This window comes from Streptomyces sp. NPDC017940, from assembly GCF_044328435.1.
GTDB lineage: Bacteria > Actinomycetota > Actinomycetes > Streptomycetales > Streptomycetaceae > Streptomyces.
Window position 1 is genome coordinate 137,772 of sequence record NZ_JBIRHJ010000005.1, and the last position, 22,953, is coordinate 160,724.

Genomic DNA, 22,953 nt, shown 5'->3' on the forward strand with positions numbered 1-22,953 from the left:
GGAGAGCGAGCGTCATGGACCAGGCGAACCCCTTCGAGACCCCCAAGACCTTCGCCGTGCACCGGGCCGAGTACCTGGTCGGCTTCGCGGTGTCCACCGCCCTGATCATCGCCCACTTCGGGGAGATCAACTGGTGGGTGTGGATCGGTCTGTTCCTCTACATCGACCTGATCGGCTACATCCCGGGCGCCATCGCCTTCAAACGCAGCGGCGGCCGCCCCATCCCCAAGGCCTACTACGTCCTGTACAACGTGATGCACTCCCTGATCACCCAGGCCGCGGTCGTGGGCCTGTGGTGCTGGTGGTTCGGCCCGGAGTGGGCGCTGCTGGCCATCCCCTGGCACCTGAGCGGGGACCGGGGCCTGTTCGGCAACTTCATGAAGTCCTTCGCGCTGCCCTATGAGCCGGTGCGCCAGCAGGGCTACCTGCGTCTGCTGGACGATCTGCGCCTGGCCCACCCCAAGCCGGTGGGGCACGTCATGGATCCCGAGCCGGTGGGCCACCTGCCCGCCGTGCCCGCGCAGAACCCGCTGCCCGCCCCCGCCCCGGTCGCCGCGGCCAACAACACAGAGCGGCCGGTGTCCACCGCGGCCCGCTGACACCCCGCCCCGTGAAGCCATCCCCCGGGCCCCCCTCCTCCTTGGCGGGGCCCGGGCCAGAAAGGAGCACCACCCGCCATGACCGGTACACCGCAGCAGCCGCAGCCCGTGGCTGTGGAGGCCGACTTCGACGCCGCTCCGGGCATGCTCGAGGGCGCGATGGAACTGACGATCGGCCCCAAGGAGTGCAACCTCGCCTACTGGATCACCCAGGTCGCCCAGGGCACCCTGCGCGAGCGGGGCGTCACCGGGCACCACGAGAGCGCGCAGGTGCCCGACTTCCTCAAGGCGCCGGGCCCGCTGCGTGAGGCCCTGGTCCTGGAATTCGGGCTGCGGGCGCTGTCGGAGGAGATCGCCACCCGCCTGCTGGCCCCCTACGTCGAGATCGCCCCGGGCATCCTGGAGATGGAGTTCTACTCCACCCAGCTCCTGGACGAGGCCCGCCACGCCCGCGTGTTCCGCCAGCACCTGGTGGAGCTGGGCATGCCGGAGGCCACGTTGCTCGAGGACATCGAGGAGATGGCGGTGGACTTCCGCCGCGAGGTCCTCAAGCCGGTCATCGACTTCACCCTGGACATCGTGCAGAAGCAGCGCGACTTCTACGGCGGCGTCGCGGTCTTCGCCATCGTCATCGAAGGCGTCCTGGCCCCGGCCGCCGAGCTCAGCGAGCGCAAGTGGACCCCGCTGTCCCCCGCCACCGGGGAGATCTCGCGGGGCACCTCCATCGACGAGATGCGCCACCTGACCGTCGCCAACACCATCCTGCGCGACTACGTACGCGACAACCCCGCCTACCGGCCGCGCCTGCTGGAGATCCTGCGCTCGGGCGTGGAGCTGTGGGACAGCGTCGACGACCGCAAGTTCGTCATGCACCGCGAGGAGCTGTTCCAAAAGGGCATGGCCGAACACGCCGGCCTCATCGCCGACTACGAGATCTGGCCCGGCACCCGCCTGCTGGACACCACCGCCGACCAGCGCTACGCCATGGCCGAGCAGTGGACCGACACGATGGCCGAAGCCCGCCTTGCCGAGATGGGCCTGCCCCTCGAGGTGATGCGGTCCACCACCAAGGCCGTGGCGTGAAACGCGCCGTCATCGCCGGCGCGGGCGCCTACCTGCCGCCCAAACTGGTCACCAACGCCGACCTCACCGCGCGCCTGGACACCAGCGACGCATGGATCCGCACCCGCACCGGCATGTCCGTGCGCCATGTCGTGGAACCCGGCACCGCCACCTGCGACCTGGCCGTCGAAGCCGGCCGGCGCGCCCTGGACGCCGCCGGCAGCGACGCGGACATCGTCATCCTGGCCACCACCACCCCCGACCGGCAGGTCCCGCCCACCGCACCGGAGATCGCCGACCGCCTCGGCCTTGGCACCGTGCCCGCCTTCGACCTGTCCGCGGCCTGCGCCGGCTTCCTGTACGGCCTGTCCACCGCCTCCGGTCTGATCGCCACCGGCGCCGCCCGGCGCGTCCTGCTCATCGGCGCGGACGCCTTCACCACCATGGTCGACCCCGACGACCGCACCACCGCCGTGCTCTTCGGGGACGCCGCCGGCGCCCTGCTGCTGCGCGCCGGGGACGCCGGTGAACCCGGCGCCGTGGGCACCGCGGTCCTGGGCAGCGACGGCAGCCTGGCCGACCTCATCCAGGTCCCCGCGGGCGGCTCCCGCAGCCGTGTGAACGGGCCCCTGGGCGCCCTTGCGGACCCCAAGGACCTGTACTTCAAGATGAACGGCCGCGAGACCTTCCGGCACGCGGTCACCCGCATGAGCCAGTCCTCGCGGGCGGCCGTCACCGCCGCCGGCTGGGACATGGCGGAGGTGGACCGCCTCTGCGCCCACCAGGCCAACGCCCGCATCCTTGCCGCCGTCGCCGACGAACTCGGCTTCGAGAGCGCCCGGCAGCTGTGCAACGTCGCCGAGGTCGGCAACACCGCGGCCGCCTCCCTGCCCACCCTCCTTGCCATGGCCGCGGCCGAGGGCACCCTCAAGAGCGGCCACCGCGTGCTCCTGACCGCCTTCGGCGGCGGCCTCTCCTGGGGCGCGGCCACCCTCACCTGGCCCGACACCGACGTTCTCGTGGACTAGAAAGGACCCCCCATGTTCGACACCCTCAAGGAAATACTCGTCGACAAACTCAAGGTCGACCCCTCCCGCATCACCCCCCAGGCCACCCGCGAGGAAGCCGAACTCGACTCCCTGGCCGTCGTGGAGCTGTCCATGCTCCTGGACAAGGAGTACGGCGTCGTCATCAGCGACGACGAACTCATGGAAGCCGAGAACATCGGCGAGATGGCCCGCATGATGACCGAACGCCGCGCCACCGTCTGACCCCCCGGGCCCCACACCACCCCCCACAACCCCCACACACAGCACAACCCGCACCACCCCCACAGCACCACCCGCACCACCCGCACCACCCGCACCACCCGCACCACCCGTACGGAACCATCCGCACCACCGCACGGCTCGCATCACCCGCTCCACCCGCACGGCAGGTGCGTCCCGCCGCCCTGCGCGGCCGCCCGGCCCCCCCTGTGGCCGGGCGGCGCGCACGGCAGGCGGCGCCGCCGCACGGGCGGGCGGTCCATCAACCGGCACGCGTCCAAGGAGAGTTCATGCACGACGCACGGGAGCTGATCGAGGCGGGCGAGGTCGCCGTACAGCACCTGGCACGGCGGCGCTTCCCCCTGGACACCGCCGCCCTGGAGAGCGCCCACAAGAACCGGGCCGCAGCCCTTGGAACCGTGGCCGACCTGCGCGCCGAGCTGAAGAAGGCCGCCCGCGGCGGGCCCCCCACCCCCCAGGCCCGCGAGGCGATGCGGCAGCTGCGCGAGCGCGTGCAGCAGGCCCAGGACAGCGCCCGCGACGCCGAGAGCGAGCTGAGCGCGCTGCTGCTGTCCATCCCCAACCTCCCCGCGCCGCAGGTGCCCGAGGGCCACAGCGACGCCGACGCCGTCGAGATCCGCCGCGGCGGCCCGCCCCCGGCCCCCGCCGAGCAGGCCGTGCACCACGCCGACCTCGGCGAGCGGCTGGCCATCCTGGACACCGCCCGCGCCGCCCGCCTCTCCGGGGCCCGCTTCACCGCCGCCCGCGGCGCCGGCGCCCGCCTGGAGCGCGCCCTGGCCGACTTCTTCCTGGACCTGCACACCGGCGAACACGGCTACACCGAGCACTCCGTGCCCTACCTGGTCAACCGCCAGACCATGACCGGCACCGGCCAGCTGCCCAAGTTCGAGGACGACCTGTTCGCCACCCGCGTGGGAGAGCGCGAGCTGTTCCTGGTGCCCACCGCCGAGGTCCCGCTGACCAACCTGGTGGCCGGGGAGGTGCTGGACGCCGGTGACCTGCCGCTGGCCATGACCGCCCGCACTCCCTGCTTCCGCGCCGAGGCCGGATCCTACGGCCGCGACACCCGCGGCATCCTGCGCCTGCACCAGTTCGAGAAGGTGGAACTCGTGCGCGTGTGCGCCGCCGAGGACGCCCCCGAGCAGTTGCAGCTGATGCTCTCCCACGCCGAGGAGTGCCTCACCCGCCTGGAACTGGCCCACCGCACCGTCATGCTGCCCGCGGGCGACCTGGGCTTCAGTGCCCGCACGACCTACGACATCGAGGTGTGGCTGCCGGGCAGCGGCGCCTGGCGGGAGATCTCCTCCGTCTCGGACTGCGGCACCTTCCAGGCCCGCCGCGCCGGCATCAAAGTACGCACCCCCAAGGGCGGCAAGGCCTACGCCGCCACCCTCAACGGCTCCGCCCTGCCCATCGGACGCACCCTGGCCGCCCTGCTCGAACAGGGACAGCAGCCCGACGGCTCCGTCACCCTGCCCCGCGCCCTGCACCCCTACACCGGCTTCACCCGCATCCACCCCGGCGGCACCACCAGCTGACCCCACACCCGCCCGCCGTGCCCGCCCTGCCCGCCGGGCCCGCACGCCGCCGCCCCCCGCCGGCGTGCGGGCGGGGGGCGGCGGCACCGTACAGGCCCGGGGCGCGGGGCCGGGCGGCGGGCTCATGCGGAGCGGGCCAGCTCCGGCGCCGGCTGCACCGGAAGGACCGGCGCCTGGTTGAGGATGTCGAGGAAACGTTCCCGCAGCTGTGGCGAGGGCTCCATGCCCAGCTCGGCGACCATCCGGCCGCGCGCGGCATGATAGGTCTCGATCGCCTCGGCCTGGCGCCCGCACCGATACAGGGCCAGCATCAGGATCTCGGTGATCCGCTCCCGCCAGGGATGCACCACACTGAGCCGCTTCAACTCCCCTATGGCCGAGGGAACTTCGCACTCGAAGTCCAGCCACAGCTTGTCCTCGGTGGCCACCAGGTGCTCCTCGCCCAGCTGCACCGCCACCGACTGGCACAGCGGCCCCTTGGCGGCGTCCTGCAACGGGGCGCCCCGCCACAGCTGAAGGCACTCCTCGAGCAGGGCCGCCGCCTGCCCCGCGTCCTGCTCCATCACCGCGCGGGCCTGGGCGGCCCGGCGCCGGAAGACGTTCATGTCGAGGTCGCCGGCCGCGAACTCCAGCGCGTAGCCGGTGGAGCGGGCGAGCAGCGCCGCCTGTCCCGGCCCCCACTCGTGCAGGGTGCGGCGCAGCCGCGAGACATGGGCCTGCAACGCGTTCTCCACCGTCAGCGGCGGGTCGTCGCCCCACAGTTCGGTGTAGAGGTCTTCGGCCGGCACCATGCGGCCGCCGTTGACCAGGAGCACCGCCAGCAGGGCCCGCTGCTGGGCGCCGCGCACACTGTGGAACTGTCCGCCGACCTCGACTCCGACCGAACCGAGCACCTTGAACTTCACTGCTTGCTCCTCCCTGCCAAACGCCCCTGAAGGGTGCTGGCCGCAAGCGGCCGGCGGGGCGGTACGGAGTGTGCTGTGCGTGTTGAACGTTGCACCAGGACCTTGAGCCCGGCTCGAAACCGGCCGTGCGCCCGGCACCGCGGCAGCCCGGCGGGGGCGGGCCTTGAGCAGGTCTCAAGTGGAGGTCGAGTCGGCTCTGTCACTGTGGAATCCGGGAGCCGCCCAAGGGCGCGTGCGCGTCCGCGGCCCTGTCCCAGGCAGAGTTGTTGAAGCGATCAAGGAGTACGCGTGAGTGACCTGACCGAACTGGCCGGCCGGTACATCAGCATCTGGAACGAGCCGGACGAGGCCAAGCGAGCCGCGGCGATCGCCGACCTGTACACCGCCGACGCCACCTACACCGACCCGGTGGCCGACGTCTCCGGCCACGAGGGCATCGCCACCGTCATCAGCGGTGCCCGCCAGCAGTTCGCCGGTTTCGAGTTCAAGATCCTCGGTGAGGTGGACGCCAACCACCACATCGCCCGCTTCCAGTGGGAGCTGGTGCCCGCCGCCGGCGGCGAGAACGTCGTCATCGGCTTCGACGTCATCGCCACCGACGGCGCCGGGAAGATCAAGACCGTCTCCGGTTTCCTGGACAAGGTGCCCGCCGGCGCCTGAGTCCTTCGCACGTCTTTCTCGGACTGTGTGCCGGGCGGCACCTCCGCATCCACCTGCGGGGCTGCCGCCCGCTCGCGTCCCCGCAGCACATCAGCTGACCTCAAGGAGCACCACGATGAGTACGGACACAGGGGCGCCCGCCGCCGGGACCGAAGAGGCGGTGACGTTACCGGCTGCCGCGCCCGCCAAGGGTGCGGCCGCACCTGGCTGGGGAGCCCTGGCCATCGTGATGGTGGGCACCTTCATCACCGTCCTCGACTATTTCATCATCAATGTCGCCGTGCCCGCGATCCAGTTGGACCTGACCGCCTCCTCGGCCCAGTCCCAGCTGGTCATCATCGGCTACGGTGTCGCCTTCACCGCGGGCATGATCACCGGCGGGCGGCTCGGCGACCTCTACGGCCGCCGGCGCATGTTCAGCCTGGGCATGCTCGGTTTCACCCTCGCCTCGGCGCTGTGCGCGCTGGCGCAGAGCCCGGACGCGCTGGTGGCCTTCCGGGTGCTGCAAGGGGCCGCGGCCGCGCTGATGGTGCCGCAGGTCCTTGGCATCCTCGGGGTCGTCTACACCGGGGCCGCCCGCGCGCGGGCCTTTGTCGTCTACGGCCTGGTGATCGGCCTGGCCGGGGTGTTCGGACAGGTCATCGGCGGGGCGCTGATCTCCGCGGACGTGGCCGGGCTGACCTGGCGGGCGATCTTCCTGATCAACCTGCCCGTCGGCGTCATCGCCCTGGTGCTCACCCCGCGGCTGATCCCGGAGTCCCGTGCCGCCAAGGGCGGGCGCCTGGACCTGGTGGGCGCGGTGCTCTCGGCGGCCGCGCTCGCGGCGATCGTGCTGTCCCTGGTCGAGGGCCAGGAGCGGGACTGGCCGCTGTGGACGTGGCTGCTGCTGGTGGCCGCGGTGCCGCTCAGCGCCGCCTTCGTACTGCACCAGCGCGCCCGCCAGCACGACAGCCCGCTGGTGGACTTCGCCCTGTTCAAGGGCCGCACCTTCCCCGTCGGGCTCGTCGCGATGCTGCTGTACTTCCTGGCCATGGGCTCCTTCTTCTTCCTGCTGGCGCTGTATCTGCAACAGGGCCGGGGGCTCTCGCCCGCCGAGTCGGGCCTGGTCTTCCTCACCCTGGGGGCCGGTTACCTGGGCTCCTCCATGCTCTCCACGAAGCTGGCCGCACGCCTGGGCGACGGCCTGATCATCTCCGGCCCGCTCACCCTGGCGGTGGGCTATGTGCTGACCGGTCTGACCGCCTCGTGGATCGACACCGACAAGTCCATCGGCTGGATCATCGCGCCGCTGATCCTGTCGGGCATCGGCATGGGAATGACCACCGGGCCGCTGACCGGGGCGCTCCTTGCGGGCACCGACCCCGAGCACGCCGCGGCCGCCTCGGGTACCGCCAACACCGTGCAGGAGGGCGGGGTCGCCGTCGGCGTGGCCGTCGTCGGCGCGGTCTTCTTCCCCGCCCTGGGCGAGGCCCCGGTGCCCGGCGACTATCCGCACGCCTTCGACGTCGGGCTGATCCCGCTGGTGGCGTTCTGCCTGGCCTCCTCGGTGATGGTGCGGTTCATGCGGCCGCGCGCCGACCGCAAGGCGACCGCCAAGACACCCGCCCCGCACTGAACCCGGGGTGCCGGGCCACCCCGGCGCCCACGGGCGATCCCCCGCCCGGACCAGGCCGAGCCGACGCACCCCGCGGCTCGGCCTTTCGCCTGCCCGCACCCGGCACAAGCGGCGCCCACACCCGGCAGGGGCGGTGCCCGTACCCCGGCGGGGGCGGCGGCGCGGGGGGGGCGATAGGGCGCCATTGCCGGGCGAGCGCCCGGTCAGTGGCGTGTCAGGCGCCGGTGGTTGGCTTGGCGCTCAATTCACCGGCGCGGCCCGTGCGCGCCCGGACCTCCACGGATCGGTCACCGCCATGTCTGACACACCCATACCCCTGGAGCAGCTGCGCGAGCTGCCCGCCCACGAACGGAAGGAAGAGATCGAGATCCTCGTGGTGGAGCTGTTCAAGGACGCTCTGCTGATGGAGGACGACGAGGACCTCCCGCTGGCCGTCAGCTACTTCGACCTCGGCCTGACCTCGCTGCGCCTGACCGCGCTCAAGCAGAGCCTGGAGGAGCTCCTGGAGCTGACCATCAACACCAACGTGCTGTTCAACGAGCCCACCGTCGAGCAGCTCGTGTACTACCTCACCGACCTGATGGCCGGCGCCTCCGCCGCTTTCCAGCCCGCACCGTAGCCGCCACCGGTTAGAAGGAGCCTTCGCGGACATGTCTTTCGACCACCGCCCCGCCACCGCCGAACCCGTGCCCGCGCCCGTGCCCGCTGGTGAGCCCGTCGCGATCATCGGTGTGGGTCTGCGCTTTCCCGGCGGCAGCACCAGCCTCGATGAGTTCGACACGTTCTTGCGCGCCGGTGCCTCGGGCATCGGGCCGCTGCCCGGCGACCGCTTCGACGTCGCCGCCTTCACCCCCGAGGGCCCCGACGACAAGGGCAAGATCAAGGCCTCGGGCGGCGGCTATCTGGACCGCATCGACCTGTTCGACGCCGGCTTCTTCAACATCTCGCCCAAAGAGGCGCAGTACATCGACCCCCAGCAGCGCATGATCCTGGAGACGGCCTGGCAGGCCCTGGAACACGCCAACATCGACCCCACCCCGCTGCGCCGCTCCAGCGGCGCGGTCTATGTCGGCGCCAGCTCCGTGGACTACGCCCTGGAACTGGACCAGCTGCCCTATGAGGACCTCGACGGGCATCTGGCCTCCGGCATCACCCTGTTCCCGCTGGCCGGGCGCCTGTCCTACTTCCTGGGCTGGCGGGGCCCCTCCATCAGCGTGGACACCGCCTGCTCGTCCTCCCTCGCCGCCCTGCACCTGGCGGTGACCGCGCTGCGCCGCGGCGAGACCGACATCGCGCTGGGCGGCGGCGTCAACGCCCTGCACCACCCGCGCATCCCGGTGATGTTCTCCAACGCCCAGATGCTCGCCCCCGACGGGCAGTGCAAGACCTTCGACGAGTCGGCCGACGGCTACGCCCGCGCCGAGGGATGCAGCGTCGTCGTCCTCAAACGGCTCTCCGACGCCACCCGCGACGGCGACCGGATCCTGGCGCTCATCCGCGGCACCGCGGTGGGCCAGGACGGCGACAGCGCGGGACTGACCGTGCCCAACGGGCCCGCCCAGGAACGCGTCCTGCGCCTGGCCCTGGCCGACGCGGGCCTCAAGCCCGGTGACATCAGCTACGTGGAGGCCCACGGCACCGGCACCCCGCTGGGCGACCCCATCGAACTGGGCGCCATCAGCAACGTGTTCACCGAAGGCCACAGCCACGACGACCCGCTCCTTGTCGGCTCGGTCAAGACCAACCTGGGCCACATGGAACCCGCCTCCGGCCTGGCCGGGGTCATCAAGGTCCTGGCCCAGCTGCGCTCGGCGACGATCTACCCGCACCTGAACTTCACCACCCCCTCCAAGCGCATCCCCTGGGAGGTGTATCCGGTACGGGTGCCCACCGCGGCCGAGCCCTGGCGCGCCCCGGTGCGCCGGGCCGCGGTCAACAGCTTCGGCTTCGCCGGCACCATCGGCGCGGTCGTCCTGGAACAAGCCCCCGACCCCGCCCCCACCGCCACCCCCGCCGGCACCGGCACCGGCAGGGCCACGGACACCCGTACGGCAACAGCCACAGGTACACAGCAGGCACCACCCGCCCGGGCGGGAGCGGCGGCCGGGGCGGGAGCGCCGGCCGGGGCGGGGGCGGCGGCGATGTTCACGCTGTCCGCCAAGAGCAGCGCCGCGCTGCGCGAACAGGCCGCGCGCTACCGTCAGTTCCTTGAGGAGCGGCCCGACACCGACATCGCGCGCCTGTGCTACACCGCCAACGTGGGCCGCGCCCACTTCACCCACCGCCTCGCCGCTCCCGTGGAGAGCCGGGAGGGCTTGCTGAAGGTCCTGGAGCGGGTGAGCCACCCCGACCACGTGGTGGAGCCCTCCGGCATCCGCAAGATCGCCTTCATGTTCACCGGCCAGGGCTCGCAGTACCCGGGCATGGGCGCGGCCGCCTACCGCCAGTTCCCGCTGTTCCGGCAGGTGGTGGACGAGTGCGACGCGCTGTTCGCACCCCACGTGCAGCGCTCGGTGCGCGATCTGGTCCTGGGCAGGGGTGAGGACCTGCACGACATCGAGCAGACCCGCTACACCCAGCCCGCCCTGTTCACCCTGGAGTACGCGCTGGCCCGGCTGTGGCTGTCCTGGGGCGTCAAGCCCACCGTGCTGATCGGCCACAGCATCGGCGAGGTCGTGGCGGCCACCGTGGCCGGCCTGTTCACCCTGCCCGACGCGGTGACGCTGGTCGCCGCCCGCTCCCGTCTGATGCAGTCGGTGCGCACCGCCGGCGGCATGGCCGCCGTCAGCGCCCCCGCCGACCGGATCGAGCCCCTGCTCGAAGGGCGTCCGCTGCTGGCCCTGGCCGCCGTCAACGGCCCCGAGCAGTGCGTGATCTCCGGCGCCGACGCCGAACTGGCCGAGGTCAGCGCCCTGCTGCGGGAGCAGGGGGTGCGGGTGAACGACCTCACCGTCAGCCACGCCTTCCACTCCCCGCTGATGGCCGAGGTCTTCGACGAGTTCCGCACCGTGGTGGAGTCCCTCACCTTCGGCGAGCCGACGATCTCCCTGATCTCCAACGTGACGGGCAAGGTGGCCCGCTCCCGCGAGCTGCGCTCGGCGCAGTACTGGGTGCGCCACATCGGCGAGCCGGTCGCCTTCATGGCCGGCATGCGCGCCCTGGCCCGGCGCGGGAAGCACGCCCTCATCGAGATCGGGCCCTCGGCGATGCTGACCGCCCTGGCCAAACCCTGCGTGCAGGCCGAGGACCACCTGTGGCTGACCAGCCTGCGCCGCCGCGACACCGGCGAGGGCACCAGCACCACCCTGCGCGCCCTGGCCGATCTGTACGCGGCCGGGCTGAGCGTGGACTGGCACGGCTACCACGCCGGGCACACCCTGCCCGCCCAGGACCTGCCCACCTACGCCTTCCAGCGCAAGCGGTACTGGCTGCCCACCCCCACCGCCCGCGCCAGCCGCAGCGGCGGCGGCCCGCTCACCCACCCCCTGCTCGGCGAACCCGCCACCCCCGCGGGCCTTGCGCAGCAGGGGCCGACACCCCCGCAGGGGGAGGTCACCGAGTTCACGGCCGAGTTCGTCCCCGCCGACCTGGGTGAGCTGGGCGCGGGGTTGCAGCACGGCGAGCCGGTGCTGCCCGCGGCCGCCCTGGTGGACCTGCTCCTGGCCGCCCAGGACGCGCTCAGCGGACACACCCGCGGCGCCCTCACCGGCCTCGAACTGCCCCAGAGCCTCGCGCTGGGCGGGGACGGCGTGGTGCGGATGACCACCCGCCTGCACCGCACCACCACCGCCACCGGGCCCGGCAGCGTGCGGGCCGAGGTGCGGGCCACGGTCGAGGGCCAGGACCATGTGCTGGCCCGCGCCCTGATCGAGCCCGCCACCAACGACCCCGCCCCCACCGCCCCCGCCACCGGCACTCACACCGGCGGCGCTGTGGTGGAGCGGGTGCCGGGCGAGGACCTGTCCACCGACCTGCGGGCGGTGGGCCGGGCCGGGGAGGCTGCCGCGCCGCGTGTGCTGCACGCCGCCCGCCACGAGGACGGCAGCTGGAGCGGCGAGGTGAGCGGGCGCAGCGCCAGCGCGGTGCAGCAGCTGCCCGGCGAGCTGCTGGAGAGCGTCCTTGAGGCGCTGGTCGCCTTCCAGGACGCGGGCCCGCTGCCCGTGCTGCACGCAGCCGACAGCATCCGCCTGTTCAAGAAGCCCCGCGGCCGCACCCTGCGCTTTTCCGCGATCCCGCTGCCCGCCGACGAGGGGCTGAAGGCGGATGTGGTGCTGTGGGAGGACGGTGAGCCGGTCGCCGAACTGCGCGGCGCGCGCCTTGCCGCGCCCGCGGGCGCGCAGCAGGGGCCGCACTTCACCCACCGTGTGGAGTGGCTGCGCCACAGCCTGCCGCCCGCCCCGGCCCCCGCCCCCGCCGCCGCTTCGCGGCATGTGCTGGTGTGCGGCACCACGCCCGCCGCCCACGACACCCTCACCGCCCATCTGGGCGCCCGCGAGAGCGGTCTGAGGCTTTCGCCCGCCGCGGCGGTGGCCGATGTGCGTGCCGCCCTTGAACAGGGCGGCGAGGCGGCCGTCCATGATGTGGCGTGGTTCTGGCAGCCGCGGCCGGAGGCGATGTCGCTGGAGCGGCTGCGCGCCGAATGCGCCCGCAACCTCAGCGAGCTCCTCGAGGTGGTGGCGGCGGTCAGCGCGGCGGGCGGGCAGCAGCCGCCCCGGCTGTGGCTGGTCACCGAGCGCGCCCAGTGGCTGCCCACGGACAGCGCCGATGGCGGCGAACAGCTCGCCGCGGCCACCGTGTGGGGCTTTGGCAGCGTGCTCCTTGGCGAGTACCCGCAGCTGAAAGCCACCCTGATCGACCTGCCCGCCGGCGGTGACGCCGCAGCCCTGCTCGCCGAGTGGCGCTCCCCCAGGCCCGGCGAGCACCAGGTGGCCTACCGGGACGGGCAGCGCTATGTGCGCCGTGTCCTGCCCGGCGACGCCGCCCCCGCCGGCACGGGTACGGAGGGGGTGTGTGTGCTGGCGCCCGCCTCCGGCGATCTGGAGCACACCTCCCTGGCACAGGCCGCCCACACCGCTCCGGGCCGCGGCCAGGTGCGGATCCAGGTGGCCGCGGCCGCCCTGGGCGTCGCCGACGTGCCCGCCGTGCCGGCCGTGCCCGCGCCCTCGGGTACGGGGCCCGGCGCCGAGGAGCCCGCGGTGACGGCGAGCGCGTACGCGGGCACCGTCACCGCCACCGGCGAGGGCGTCGGGCAGTGGGCCGTCGGCGCCGAGGTGATGGTGCGTCATGCGGGGCCGCTGGCCTCCACGGTGACCGTGCCGCACACCGCCCTGGCCCCCCTTCCCGAGGGTCTCGATCCGGCGCGGGCAGCGGCCCTGGCCGCCCGCACCCCCGGCACCCCCGGCGCGTCCGGCACCGCTGAGGTGCCCGGTACGGCTGGGGTGCCCGAGGTGCTGGAGGCGCCGGTGGTGTACGGCCTGGAGGAGGTCGACGAGGCGCTGCGGGTGCTGTCCGCCGCCGCGCCCGGCCCCCACGCGGGGCCGGTGGTCGTGGCGTTCGCCCCGCCGCCGGTGCGGGGGGCCCATTCTGCGGGCGTGCGGGGCGGGTTCACCGTACGCGGGGACCGCACGTATGTGGTCACCGGTGGTCTGGGCGGTCTGGGGCTTGCCACCGCCTGCAAGCTGGCCGATCTGGGTGCCCGGCACCTGGTCCTGGTCGGCCGCAGCGGGCGGCCGGCGGCGGAGGCGGCGGGTCTGCTCGATGAGCTGTCCGCGCGGGCGCAGGTGGAGGTGGTGCGCGCCGACATGGGCCGGCCCCAGGACGTGGCCGCGCTGGTGGAGCAGCTGCACCGGCGGGCGCAGCCGGTGGCCGGGATCGTGCACGCGGCCGGCGCGATGGGCAACTCCCTGATCTCCGCTCTGGACTGGGCGGCCATCGAGGAGCAGCTGGCGCCCAAGGTGTACGGCGGCTGGCTGCTGCACGAGGCCGCCGCCTCCTTCCCCGAGCTGGACTTCTTCACCCTGTACTCCTCGGTGGCCTCGGTCACCGGGGTGCGCGGCGGTGCGGGGCAGGCGCACTACGCGGCGGCCTTCGCCTTCCTGGACGGCCTGGCGCACTGGCGGGAGCGCAGCGAGCTGCCCGCGGTGTCGGTGAACTGGGGTTCGTGGGGGCGGGTTGGCATGTCGGCGCGGATGGAGGCCGCCCACATCGCTGAGATCGAGCGCAGCGGTGTGCGGCTGTTCTCGCCCGCCTGGGGGCTGCGGACCCTGCACCGGCTGTGGCGCCAGGGCGCGGCGCAGCGGATCGTGAATGTGTATGACTGGCCGCAGTTCGCCAGCCGGCTGCCGGCCGCCAACGCCCTGTACGCGCGGGTGCTTCCCCACGTCCCTGGCGAGGGCGGCGGCGGTGACCTGGCCGATCTGCTGGCCCGGCCCGCTCCTGAGCAGCTGAAGCTGATCAGCCGGGTGGTGGCCGAGAAGGTCGCGGCCGTTTTGCACTTCGAGTCCGCCGACGAGGTGGAGCCGGGTGCGGACTTCGTGGGTCTCGGCCTGGACTCGGTGATGGGCATGGAGGTCAAGGGCAGCTTGCAGAGCCACTTCGGTGTGGGCCTGCCGGCCGCGCTGACCTTCGACTATCCCTCCGTACGCAAGATCGCGGAGTTCCTTCAGGCGCAGCTGTCAGGGGCCACCGGATGACCCTTCTCGCGGCGCCCGTTCATCTCATCAGGGGGCAGACATGAACCACCCCGCGCACTGGACGCTGTCCCATGCGCTGGCGCTGCACGCGCGTACCCGGCCCGAGCACGCGGCGGTGATCTGTGAGGAGCGGCGCACCACCTATGCCGAGCTGCACCGCGCCAGCAACCAGGTGGCGCACGCACTGCGGGCCGCCGGGGTCGGGGCGGGCAGCCGGGTGGCCTATCTGGGCCGGGAGTGCGAGCACTACTACCTGACGATCCTGGCCTGTGCCAAGGCGGGCGCGGTGATCGTGCCGGTCAACTGGCGGCTGACCCCGGCCGAGGTGGACCACATCCTGAAGGACGCGGGCGCCGAACTTTTGTTCGTGGATGAGGAGTTCCGCTCCACCGCCGATCAGGTCCTTGCGGGCGGCAGCCTCCAGGGGCTGCGGGCGGTGGTGCGTCTGGACGGCACGGGTGCCGGGGGGCGCCCGGATCGGGGTGCGGGGCTGCGTGCCTGGTGCGCCGGGGCGCCCGACACCGATCTGGCGGCCAGCGCGGGCCCCGATGACGCGGTGTTGCAGATCTACACCAGCGGCACCACCGGTCTGCCCAAGGGGGTGGTGCTGGCCCACCGCACGTTCTTCACCCTGCCCCAGGCCACCAAGGACAGTGGCGCGGACCCGGACGAGGGCATCGACTGGCGGGCGCAGGATGTCAGCCTGGTGTCGCTGCCGGGCTTCGGGATCGCGGGCATCGGCTGGTTCCTGCACGGCATGTGCGCGGGTGCCACCAATGTGGTGATGCCGATGTACTCGGCGCAGGAAGCGGTCCGTCTGATCGAGCGTGAGCAGGTGACCATCACCTTCGTGGCGCCGGCCATGTTGCAGATGATGCTGGACGAACGCGGGGTGTCCGCGGCCACGTTCGCCTCCATGCGCAAGATCGCCTATGGTGCGGCGCCGATCTCCGAGGGGTTGCTGCACCGGTGTCTTGAGGTGTTCGGCTGCCAGCTGGCGCAGATCTATGCCAGTACCGAGGCGGGCAGTGTCGCGGTGTGTCTGCCGCCCTCGGCGCACCGGGCGGGCAGTGTGCTGCTGCGGGCGGCGGGGCGGGCCTGCCCGGGCAATGAGATCAAGGTGATCGACCGCGAGGGGCGGGTGCTGGCGCCCGGGGAGATCGGGCAGGTGTGCATCCGCACCCCCGCGCACATGCTCGGCTACCACAACCGGCCCGAGGCCACCGCGGCGACGCTGGTGGAGGGCTGGCTGCACATGGGGGACGCCGGTTATCTCGATGAGGACGGCTATCTGTTCCTGTGCGACCGCATCAACGACACCATCATCGTGGCGGGGCAGAACATCTATCCCGCCGAGGTGGAAAAGCAGCTCAGTGAGCATCCCGCGGTGGCCGACGCCGCCGTGGTGGGGTTGCCCGACGCGCGCTGGGGCGAGGCGGTGCACGCCGCCGTCGTGCTGCGCCCCGGTGAGCGGGCCAGCCCCCGCCAGCTGCTGCTGTTCCTGCGCGGAAGGATCGCCGACTACAAGATCCCCCTCGCCTACCACCTGCTGGACTCGCTGCCGCGCAACCCCTCGGGCAAGATCCTGCGCCGGGCGGTGCGCGAGCAGCTGCGCGCCCCCGGTCCCGGCCCGGAGGACAGGGCGGGCGCCGTGCCGGCACCCGCCGCCGCGGGGCAGGCGCCGGCGGGTCCGGCCTGAGCCGGATGCCCGCCCGCGCCGTGCTTGTTTCTCTCCCGTTCTTCTTTTCGCTTTCGATCGGAGTCCGACATGGGCACCTCCGCCGGCCCGCTGCGCATCGGCGTCCTGCTGCCGACCCGGGAACAGGCCATCACCGACACGTTCGCCGCCGCGCCACTGCTCGACTTCGCCCGGCAGGCCGAGGACCTCGGCTTCGACTCGCTGTGGGCGGGCGACTCGCTGACCGCGCGCCCGCGCCTTGACCCGCTGGTGGTGCTGTCGGCCGCGGGCGCGGTCACCAGCCGGGTCACCCTTGGCACCGCGGCCCTGACCCCGGCGCTGCGCCACCCCCTGATCGGCGCCAACATGATCTCCAGCCTGGACCATGTGTGCGCCTCCCGGCTCACCCTGGGCCTGGGCTCGGGTTTCCCGATGCCGGAGACCGAGGAGGAGTTCGCCGCCGTCGGCGCCTCCTTCGCCGGCCGTGCCGGGCGCCTGGACGACATCGTCGCGCTGTGGCGGCGCGCCTGGAACGCCACCGCCGAGGGCGCCGAAACCGGCTACGAGGGACGCTACTGGCAGGCCGAAGGCCTTGACCGGCTGCCGCGCCCGCACCGCCGGGGCGGGCCGCCGCTGTGGCTGGCGGGCAGCGACACCCCGCGCGTGCTGGAGCGGGTGGCCCGCCACTACGACGGCTGGCTGCCTTTTCTGCCCGACCCGCAGGCCTACGGGCGGGCCTGGCAGCGCATCAGCGAACTGTCCGCCGCGGCCGGCCGCCCGCCCGGGGCCCTCACCCCGGCCCTGTACGCCACGATCACCGTCGATGACGACGCGGGCGCGGCCCGGGCGGAGCTCGAGCACTACATCAGCCACTACTACGGGGCCTCGCTGGAGCAGATGGCGAAGTTCCAGGCCTATGCCTGGGGCAGCGCGCAGGAATGCGCCCAGGCGCTGGCGGCCTATGTCCGCGCCGGTGCCCGCCATCTGGTGATCCGGATCGGGTCGCTGGATCCGGCGCCGCAGCTCAAGCAGATCGCCGACGTGCTGCTGCCCCGACTCAAGGAGAGCGTCCTGTGAGCGACTTCACCGACATGTCCAGCGCCGGGCACTGGTTCCACCCGGTGGAAAGCGACCCCGATGCCCGCATCCGGCTGTTCCTCCTGCCGCACGCGGGCAGCGGCGCCATCATCTACCGCGACTGGGGCCAGTTGCTGCCCTCGGACGTGGCCGCGCAGGCGGTGACCCTGCCCGGCCGGCACAACCGGCACGAGGAGGAGACCTACGAGGACTTCGAGCCGCTCCTCGAGGGGCTGTACGAGGCGGTCCTCGACGAGATCGACGACCGGCCCTTCGCGTTCTTCGGGCACTGCCTGGGCGCCCAGCTGGCCTACCGGCTGACCGTGCGCCTGGAGCGTGAGGGCGAGCGCACCCCGCTGGTCCTTGGCACCTCGGGCTGGTCCCCGATCGGCTTCTACCAGCCCACCGAGGAGGAGAGCCGCCTCCCGGACGAGGAGATGCTGCAATGGATCAAACGGCTCGGCTCCTTCCCGGCCGAGGTCTACGACAACCCCGAGATGCTGGCCCTGGTCATTCCCGCGCTCCGCGCCGACCTGCGGGTCTCGGCCCAGTACGTCGACGACGGGGCCGGGGTGTCCTGCCCGCTGGCCTCCTACGGCGGCAGCACCGACCCGTTGCAGCAGGCCCCGGACGCGATGTCGCACTGGGCGCAGCGCAGCCCAAGGTATCTGGGCCACAGCGAGTTCCCCGGCGGCCACTTCTACATCGACAACCACGCGCTGGCGGTGACCACGGACTTCGCCCGCCATCTGCACCGCTTCCAGGAACTGCTGGTGCACTGACACCCGCACCGCACCCCGCCCCCCGGGCAGAGATGTGCCGGGGGGGCGGGGGCGCGCAGCGGAAGCAGAGGCTGAGGGTATGAAGACAGAAGGAGAGGGCTGATGAAGGCGCACCCGCAACAGGCCGCTTCACCGCAGGAGTTGCTGGCGCTGATGCCGTTCGCGGCGCTGGTGGGCCTGCGGGCGGAGCGGGCCGGGGCGCAGGAGGTCACCCTGCGCCTTGCGTGGTCGGCTGAGCGGTGCACGGCCGCGGGGGTGCTGCACGGCGGCGCCCTGGTCACGCTCGCCGACTGCGCGGCGGGCATCTGCGCCCATCTCAACCTGCCCGCGGGCGCCGCGACGTCGACCATCGAGCTGAAGACGCACTTCTTCGCCGCGGTGCGCGGCGGGGAGGTGGTGGCCACCGCCCGTCCGCTGCACCTGGGCGCCTCCTTCGCCGTGATCCAGACGGAGCTGTTCCACGAGACGGACAAGGGGGTGCGCCGGCAGGTGGGGCACAGCACCCAGACCCAGGCCGTCCTGCGCGGCCACTGACCGCCCAAGGGGTGGGGTATAGGGGCGGGCCCGCGGCAATGCCGCGGGCCCGCCCCCCTACCCCACCCCTTGGGGTGTCCGGGGGGTGTCAGGGGGTGGTGCGGCGCTGGTTCTCGGCCCGGCGGGCCTCGCGCAGCAGGGCGTCGACCATGCCTTCGTCGAGCATCGTCTGCGCGGCGATGTCGGCGGTGTCGCCGAAGCCGAAGTCGAACAGGGCCACGCTGACGGTGTAGTCGTCTGCCACCGTCCAGGTGCGAAAGCTCCATTCGTCGCCGGCGCCCGGGGTGCCGTCGGGCCGCAGCACCTGCATGCGCCGCGCGCCGGGGGCGAACCCGAACTCGGTGAAGCGAAAGCGCAGGCCCTGCCCGATCGCCTTGCTGTAGGCCTCTTTGAGGGTCCACAGCCGCACCAGGGTGGAGTTGCGGCGCCGGGGGTCGATGCGGGAGATCAGCTCGGTCTCGTGGGGGGTGCAGATCTGCCGCTCCACCGCCGAGCCCTGGAGGCGGCGGCTGTCCAGTTCGGCGTCCACACCGATCCAGCCGCGCCGGGTGACCCCGACGACCAGCAGGTCGGCGGTGTGGCTGAGGCTGATGTCGACCTGGTCGCAGCCGCGCAGGTAGGGGCGCCCGCCGGGTTTGTAGGCCAGGTCGATGTCGGCCGGGCGGGCCTCCAGGACGGCGCCGGCGGCGTACTTCAGCAGCAGCCGCGAGGCCAGGAACCGGGCGCGTACGTCCTGGTTGGTCATGCCGCGGTAGCGTTCGAAGTCCCGGCCCAGAAGGGGGGCCAGGGCGGAGTCGGCCTCGCCGGCCTCGGCGCTGTCGCCCTCCTGCTGGCTCTCGGGCAGCCAGTCCCCCAGCCGCGCGTAGAGCACCACGCTGGCGTGTTCGGCCAACTCCCGCCGTACGGTGTCCCAGGGCCCGGCCGGGGTGACCTGGACCGGTTCGGACAGCTGGGCCAGCGCGGCGGGGGCGGGCAGCACCGCCGAGGCGGCCACGGCTGTGCTCACGCCGCGCGCTCCTGGCCCGTGCCGTGCCCGGCGCCGAGCAGGGCCGCGGGGTCGTGGCCGGTGTCCTCGGTGGCGGCGCGCAGCAGGTCGGTCAGGGTGCCGATGTCGGCCATGTGGCTGACGATGTCGGACAGCAGCAGGTCGCCCAGGGCGGGGCGGCGCTCGGTGAGCAGGTGCATGAACTCCATCAGCATCAGCGAGTCCATGCCCAGGTCCTCATACAGGCGGCTGTGCTCGTTGGCCGGGGGGCGGCCGCTCTCCAGGGCCGCGACGACGTCGTCGGCGACCCGGTCCAGCAGTAGTTCACTCACGATTGTCCTCCAAGGACAGACAGGACCGGACAGGCGTCGGGTCAGCCGGCGGCCAGCGGGCTGTCGTACAGGTCGAAGCTGGCGGGCTGGTGGTGGCGGCGCAGGAGTTCGGCGAAGACCTGGGCCTCGGCGGCGGGGGCGCCTGCGGGCAGCGGGCCGATGCCCAGGCGGGTGCAGATCCGCAGCAGGGCGCTGACCAGCCAGCCCGAGTGGGCCAGGAAGGGGTCGGGGCCCTGTTGCTGGTGGCGCCATACGCCCAGGCAGGCGGCCGCGGAGAGCAGCAGGGTGTAGCGGTCGGCCAGGGCGTAGGTCTGGGGGTTGGCCAGGCAGTGCCGGCTCAAGGGGGCAAGGGTGGTGCAGGCCGCGCGCAGGCGGCGCAGTTCCGCGCCCAGGAGCCGTACCAGGGGTTGCAGGACGGCGGCGAACTCCAGGCCGGGGTGTTCTTCCAGGAAGGCGGGGGCGGCAAGGAGTTCGGCGCACAGCACATCGCCGTCGGCGACGGTGTCGGTGCGTGTGAAGGTCAGGGCGGGCTGGTCCTGGCGCAGGGTGAACAGGGCGCTGTCGCCGGTGCCGGCCGCCGACCAGGAGCGGCGGGCCAGGGCGGGCAGCTGGGGGCTGATGGTGGACAGCGCGGCGGCGGCCCCGGCGTGGCCCAGGCTGGTGACGGGCAGGTCGCGGACGTGTTTTTGGAAGATGCCGAACTCGCCCTCGCGCACATAGATGCTGGAGCCAAGGAGCACCGACAGTTCGTGCACGGCGTCGTTGAGGAGGATGGGCAGCAGGTATTTGGTGGCGGCCGCGTACACGCCGGTGATGCCCAGGTGGTGGCCGGTGGCGCGCATGGCGGCCAGGCTGAGGCTGTCGCAGATCAGCAGGTCGGTGAAGGCGCCGGCCAGGGTGCGCCGGGCCTGGGGGTTGCGGGCCAGGGGCCGGCCGCCCACGCCGTGCTGTTCGGCGTAGCGCAGGGCGGTGCGCAGTGCCGTGTCGCCGCCGGCCAGGACCATGGCGGGCAGGATGGAGCGGGTGAAGGCGAAGGTCTGCAAGGCCAGCTCCACACCGCCGCCCATCTGTCCCAGCAGGCTGGTGGCGGGCACGGGGCAGTCCTTGAAGGCCAGCCCGGTCATGCGGCAGCCGCGCATGCCCACCATCGGGTAGGGGTCCAGGTCCTTGACCCGGCTCGGGGGCAGTTCGCCGCGGTCCAGGAGCAGGGTGGAGTGGGCCTGGCTGCCGGGCTCGTTGGAGCTGCGGCAGACCACGACCAGGCCCTGGGCCCGGTCGGCGTTGATGATCACGCGTTTGGTGCCGTCCAGGACCAGCCGGCCGCCGGTGCCGGTGAGGCGGAACTCATCGCGCAAGAAGGCGTTGCCGTGGGCCAGTTCGCGGTAGGAGACGGCCAGGCGGCCGCCGCCAAGGAGCAGGTCCGCCGCCCAGCGCTGCTGCTCGGGGCTGCCTGCCGCCCACACCGAGGCGCCGGCCAGGAGGGAGAAGACGCCATAGCCCACGCCCAGGGACTGATCGCGGCGGAAGACGGGCCGCAGGATGCGGGCCAGGGCGTCAGCGCGCACCAGGCGCCCGCCGAGGGCTGCGGGCACGAACTCCGCGTTCAGCGCGAAGTCGTCAAGGAGTGCCTCGGCCTCGGCCTGCACCCGCCCGCGGGCGTCGGCGGCAAGGACGGGGCCGTGGCCCAGCGCGTTTGCGGTGTCCCAGGGATCGCCGAAGCGCGCCTCCAGATCGGCGGTACGTTTCTGCACCGCGGCTTCCGAGGCCAGCGCCGCCGCCCGTGGTGCGGACGCGGGCGTGCCCGGTGTGTGTGCTGGTACGGCTTGCAGGGCGAACGTCGTCCCCGATGCCATCGTTGCGCCACCTTCCGCCGGGCCGCCCCGGTTGGAACGGCCCCTTTTGCTCCGAGCCTCGCCAAGGGGTCTTGAGAACCGCTCGACCCCGGCCGGGGCCCGGCCCAAGCTCCCAGCTCCCCGCCCCGCCCCCACCGCGCGTTCCGTACCGCCGCACCCCTCCCCCACCCCACCCCATTTGCGTTTGCGGCAGCAATAATTGGTGGGGGGTGGTGCGGGGCGGGGGCGGGCGGGAATCAGGCGGGGACCAGATGAGGATCGGGCGGGGACCGGGGGGGGACCGGGGGGCGGGGTGCTGTTTGTGGCGGCGGGCGGGGGCGCGTGCCGGAAAAGGGCTCGAGGACGGCCATACAGCGAACGGAATAGCGGGGGCGGCGGCTTTCCGGTGCCGGTATTTCGTCTATCGTCTGGAATTCATCAGTGTGTGTGCAGCAAGGGTTGCCGAGCAGCCGGGCACCGCCGCCCCCGCACACCGCCGGCACCACTCCAGCCGCCCCCGGGGGCACCATCCCCGGGGGGCTGGTGCAGCGGCTGCCGGGGGGCGGGCGGGGCCGGCTGGGCCAAGGGAGAGCGATGCCCACGGACATGAGCACCACCCCCGTCCCGGTGCGCCTGTTCGTCCTGCACCACGCGGGCGGCTCGCACCTGACCTTCCGGCACTGGCCGCGGCTGCTGCCCCGGCACTGGCAAGTGCACCTGCTGGACGCCCCCGGACACGGGCGGCTGCTGGACATGGAACCGCTGGACGACGCCGGCCGGCTCGCCGGTTTCCTGCTGGAGCGCACCGCGCCCCAGCGCAGCGGGGCGTTCGCGTTCTTCGGCCACAGCATGGGCGCCGTCGTGGCCTATGAGATGACCCGCCAGCTGGCCGCCCGGGGCGCCGCGCTGCCGCTGTGGCTGGGCCTTTCCGCCCGCGGCGCGCCCCGGGCGCACGGTGCGCCCGGGCAGCGCCACCCCGCGGGCGAGGCCGAACTGCAAGCCCACCTCAAAGCTTTGGGCGGCACCCCCGCGGAGGTCTTCGACTCCCCCCAGATGTGGGCCCGCCTGGCCCCGCTGCTGCGCACCGACCTGCGCCTGGTCGACTCCTACACCACCGGGCCGGCCGCCGTGCGGCTGCCGGTGGCGGTGTCCGCCTACGGCGGGCGCAGCGATGCCACCGTCGAGCCCGCCGCGCTGGCCGCCTGGCAGCACCTCACCCACCGCTTCATGGGGGTGCGCCTGCTGCGGGGCGGCCACTTCTACTTCCAGGACGACCCCGCCGCGCTGCTCACGCGCGTGGTGGCGGACGTGGGCGCGGCGCTCGCCGCGGCCCGCACGGCGGCGGCACCCAACTGACCGGCCCCCGCGCCGGT

At 73.1% G+C, this 22,953-nt stretch carries 18 protein-coding genes; 14 read left to right on the top strand and 4 right to left on the bottom strand.

Translation table 11 applies throughout. The annotated features are described in order from the left end of the window. The first annotated feature begins 14 nt into the window (after positions 1–14). From ACH4DX_RS18830 to serS, 5 genes are all read left to right on the top strand, one after another. Positions 15–599, top strand: a complete 585-nt coding sequence (locus ACH4DX_RS18830; RefSeq protein WP_398123882.1) for a hypothetical protein — start codon at positions 15–17, stop codon at positions 597–599. Between the two features lie 78 nt (positions 600–677). Further along, positions 678–1,682 carry a VlmB-like protein gene (locus ACH4DX_RS18835; protein WP_398123883.1) on the top strand — a complete coding sequence of 335 codons (1,005 nt, stop codon included), beginning with the start codon at positions 678–680 and terminating at the stop codon, positions 1,680–1,682. After that, positions 1,679–2,689, top strand: a complete 1,011-nt coding sequence (locus tag ACH4DX_RS18840; protein WP_398123884.1) for a beta-ketoacyl-ACP synthase III — start codon at positions 1,679–1,681, stop codon at positions 2,687–2,689. Before ACH4DX_RS18835 ends, ACH4DX_RS18840 begins: the two co-directional genes overlap by 4 nt. Before the next feature lie 12 nt (positions 2,690–2,701). Continuing rightward, complete coding sequence (locus tag ACH4DX_RS18845; RefSeq protein ID WP_398123885.1) at positions 2,702–2,932, top strand: acyl carrier protein; 231 nt, start codon at positions 2,702–2,704, stop codon at positions 2,930–2,932. Positions 2,933–3,219: 287 nt separating this feature from the next. Continuing rightward, on the top strand, positions 3,220–4,488 hold the full coding sequence (gene serS, locus ACH4DX_RS18850) for a serine--tRNA ligase (protein WP_398155925.1): 1,269 nt from the start codon (positions 3,220–3,222) through the stop codon (positions 4,486–4,488). A 122-nt stretch (positions 4,489–4,610) separates the two neighbouring features. Here the strand turns inward: serS and ACH4DX_RS18855 are convergent, their stop codons facing one another. Further along, positions 4,611–5,393, bottom strand: a complete 783-nt coding sequence (locus ACH4DX_RS18855) for a BTAD domain-containing putative transcriptional regulator (RefSeq protein WP_398123887.1) — start codon at positions 5,391–5,393, stop codon at positions 4,611–4,613. A gap of 288 nt (positions 5,394–5,681) precedes the next feature. On the opposite strand from ACH4DX_RS18855, the gene ACH4DX_RS18860 reads away from it, so the two are divergent. The 8 genes from ACH4DX_RS18860 (at position 5,682) to ACH4DX_RS18895 (ending at position 18,431) form a co-directional block, all read left to right on the top strand. Next, positions 5,682–6,053, top strand: a complete 372-nt coding sequence (locus ACH4DX_RS18860) for a nuclear transport factor 2 family protein (protein ID WP_398123888.1) — start codon at positions 5,682–5,684, stop codon at positions 6,051–6,053. Between the two features lie 115 nt (positions 6,054–6,168). Next, positions 6,169–7,668: an MFS transporter gene (locus tag ACH4DX_RS18865; protein ID WP_398155926.1), complete on the top strand. Its 1,500-nt coding sequence runs from the start codon at positions 6,169–6,171 to the stop codon at positions 7,666–7,668. A gap of 295 nt (positions 7,669–7,963) precedes the next feature. Beyond that, the gene (locus ACH4DX_RS18870; protein ID WP_398123890.1) at positions 7,964–8,287 is read left to right on the top strand and encodes an acyl carrier protein; all 324 of its coding nucleotides are present in this window, start codon (positions 7,964–7,966) and stop codon (positions 8,285–8,287) included. Positions 8,288–8,318: 31 nt separating this feature from the next. After that, positions 8,319–14,360 (top strand): SDR family NAD(P)-dependent oxidoreductase, encoded by a 6,042-nt coding sequence (locus ACH4DX_RS18875; protein WP_398155927.1) that lies wholly within the window; start codon positions 8,319–8,321, stop codon positions 14,358–14,360. Between the two features lie 40 nt (positions 14,361–14,400). After that, entirely contained in the window at positions 14,401–16,059 is a 1,659-nt protein-coding gene (locus ACH4DX_RS18880) for a fatty acid--CoA ligase (RefSeq protein ID WP_398155928.1), read from the top strand. 69 nt (positions 16,060–16,128) lie between these two features. Beyond that, on the top strand, positions 16,129–17,115 hold the full coding sequence (locus ACH4DX_RS18885) for an LLM class flavin-dependent oxidoreductase (protein ID WP_398123893.1): 987 nt from the start codon (positions 16,129–16,131) through the stop codon (positions 17,113–17,115). 14 nt (positions 17,116–17,129) lie between these two features. After that, entirely contained in the window at positions 17,130–17,897 is a 768-nt protein-coding gene (locus tag ACH4DX_RS18890; protein ID WP_398123905.1) for a thioesterase II family protein, read from the top strand. A gap of 102 nt (positions 17,898–17,999) precedes the next feature. After that, positions 18,000–18,431 carry a PaaI family thioesterase gene (locus tag ACH4DX_RS18895; RefSeq protein WP_398155929.1) on the top strand — a complete coding sequence of 144 codons (432 nt, stop codon included), beginning with the start codon at positions 18,000–18,002 and terminating at the stop codon, positions 18,429–18,431. Positions 18,432–18,519: 88 nt separating this feature from the next. Here the strand turns inward: ACH4DX_RS18895 and ACH4DX_RS18900 are convergent, their stop codons facing one another. The 3 genes from ACH4DX_RS18900 to ACH4DX_RS18910 are packed head-to-tail and all read right to left on the bottom strand — an operon-like array spanning position 18,520 to position 21,601. Beyond that, complete coding sequence (locus tag ACH4DX_RS18900; protein ID WP_398123895.1) at positions 18,520–19,437, bottom strand: 4'-phosphopantetheinyl transferase family protein; 918 nt, start codon at positions 19,435–19,437, stop codon at positions 18,520–18,522. Beyond that, positions 19,434–19,748, bottom strand: a complete 315-nt coding sequence (locus tag ACH4DX_RS18905; RefSeq protein WP_398123896.1) for a phosphopantetheine-binding protein — start codon at positions 19,746–19,748, stop codon at positions 19,434–19,436. Before ACH4DX_RS18905 ends, ACH4DX_RS18900 begins: the two co-directional genes overlap by 4 nt. Positions 19,749–19,789: 41 nt before the next feature. Then, positions 19,790–21,601 carry an acyl-CoA dehydrogenase gene (locus tag ACH4DX_RS18910; RefSeq protein WP_398123897.1) on the bottom strand — a complete coding sequence of 604 codons (1,812 nt, stop codon included), beginning with the start codon at positions 21,599–21,601 and terminating at the stop codon, positions 19,790–19,792. 585 nt (positions 21,602–22,186) lie between these two features. Here ACH4DX_RS18910 and ACH4DX_RS18915 point away from each other — a divergent pair. Then, the gene (locus ACH4DX_RS18915) at positions 22,187–22,936 is read left to right on the top strand and encodes a thioesterase II family protein (protein WP_398155930.1); all 750 of its coding nucleotides are present in this window, start codon (positions 22,187–22,189) and stop codon (positions 22,934–22,936) included. Positions 22,937–22,953 lie beyond the last annotated feature (17 nt).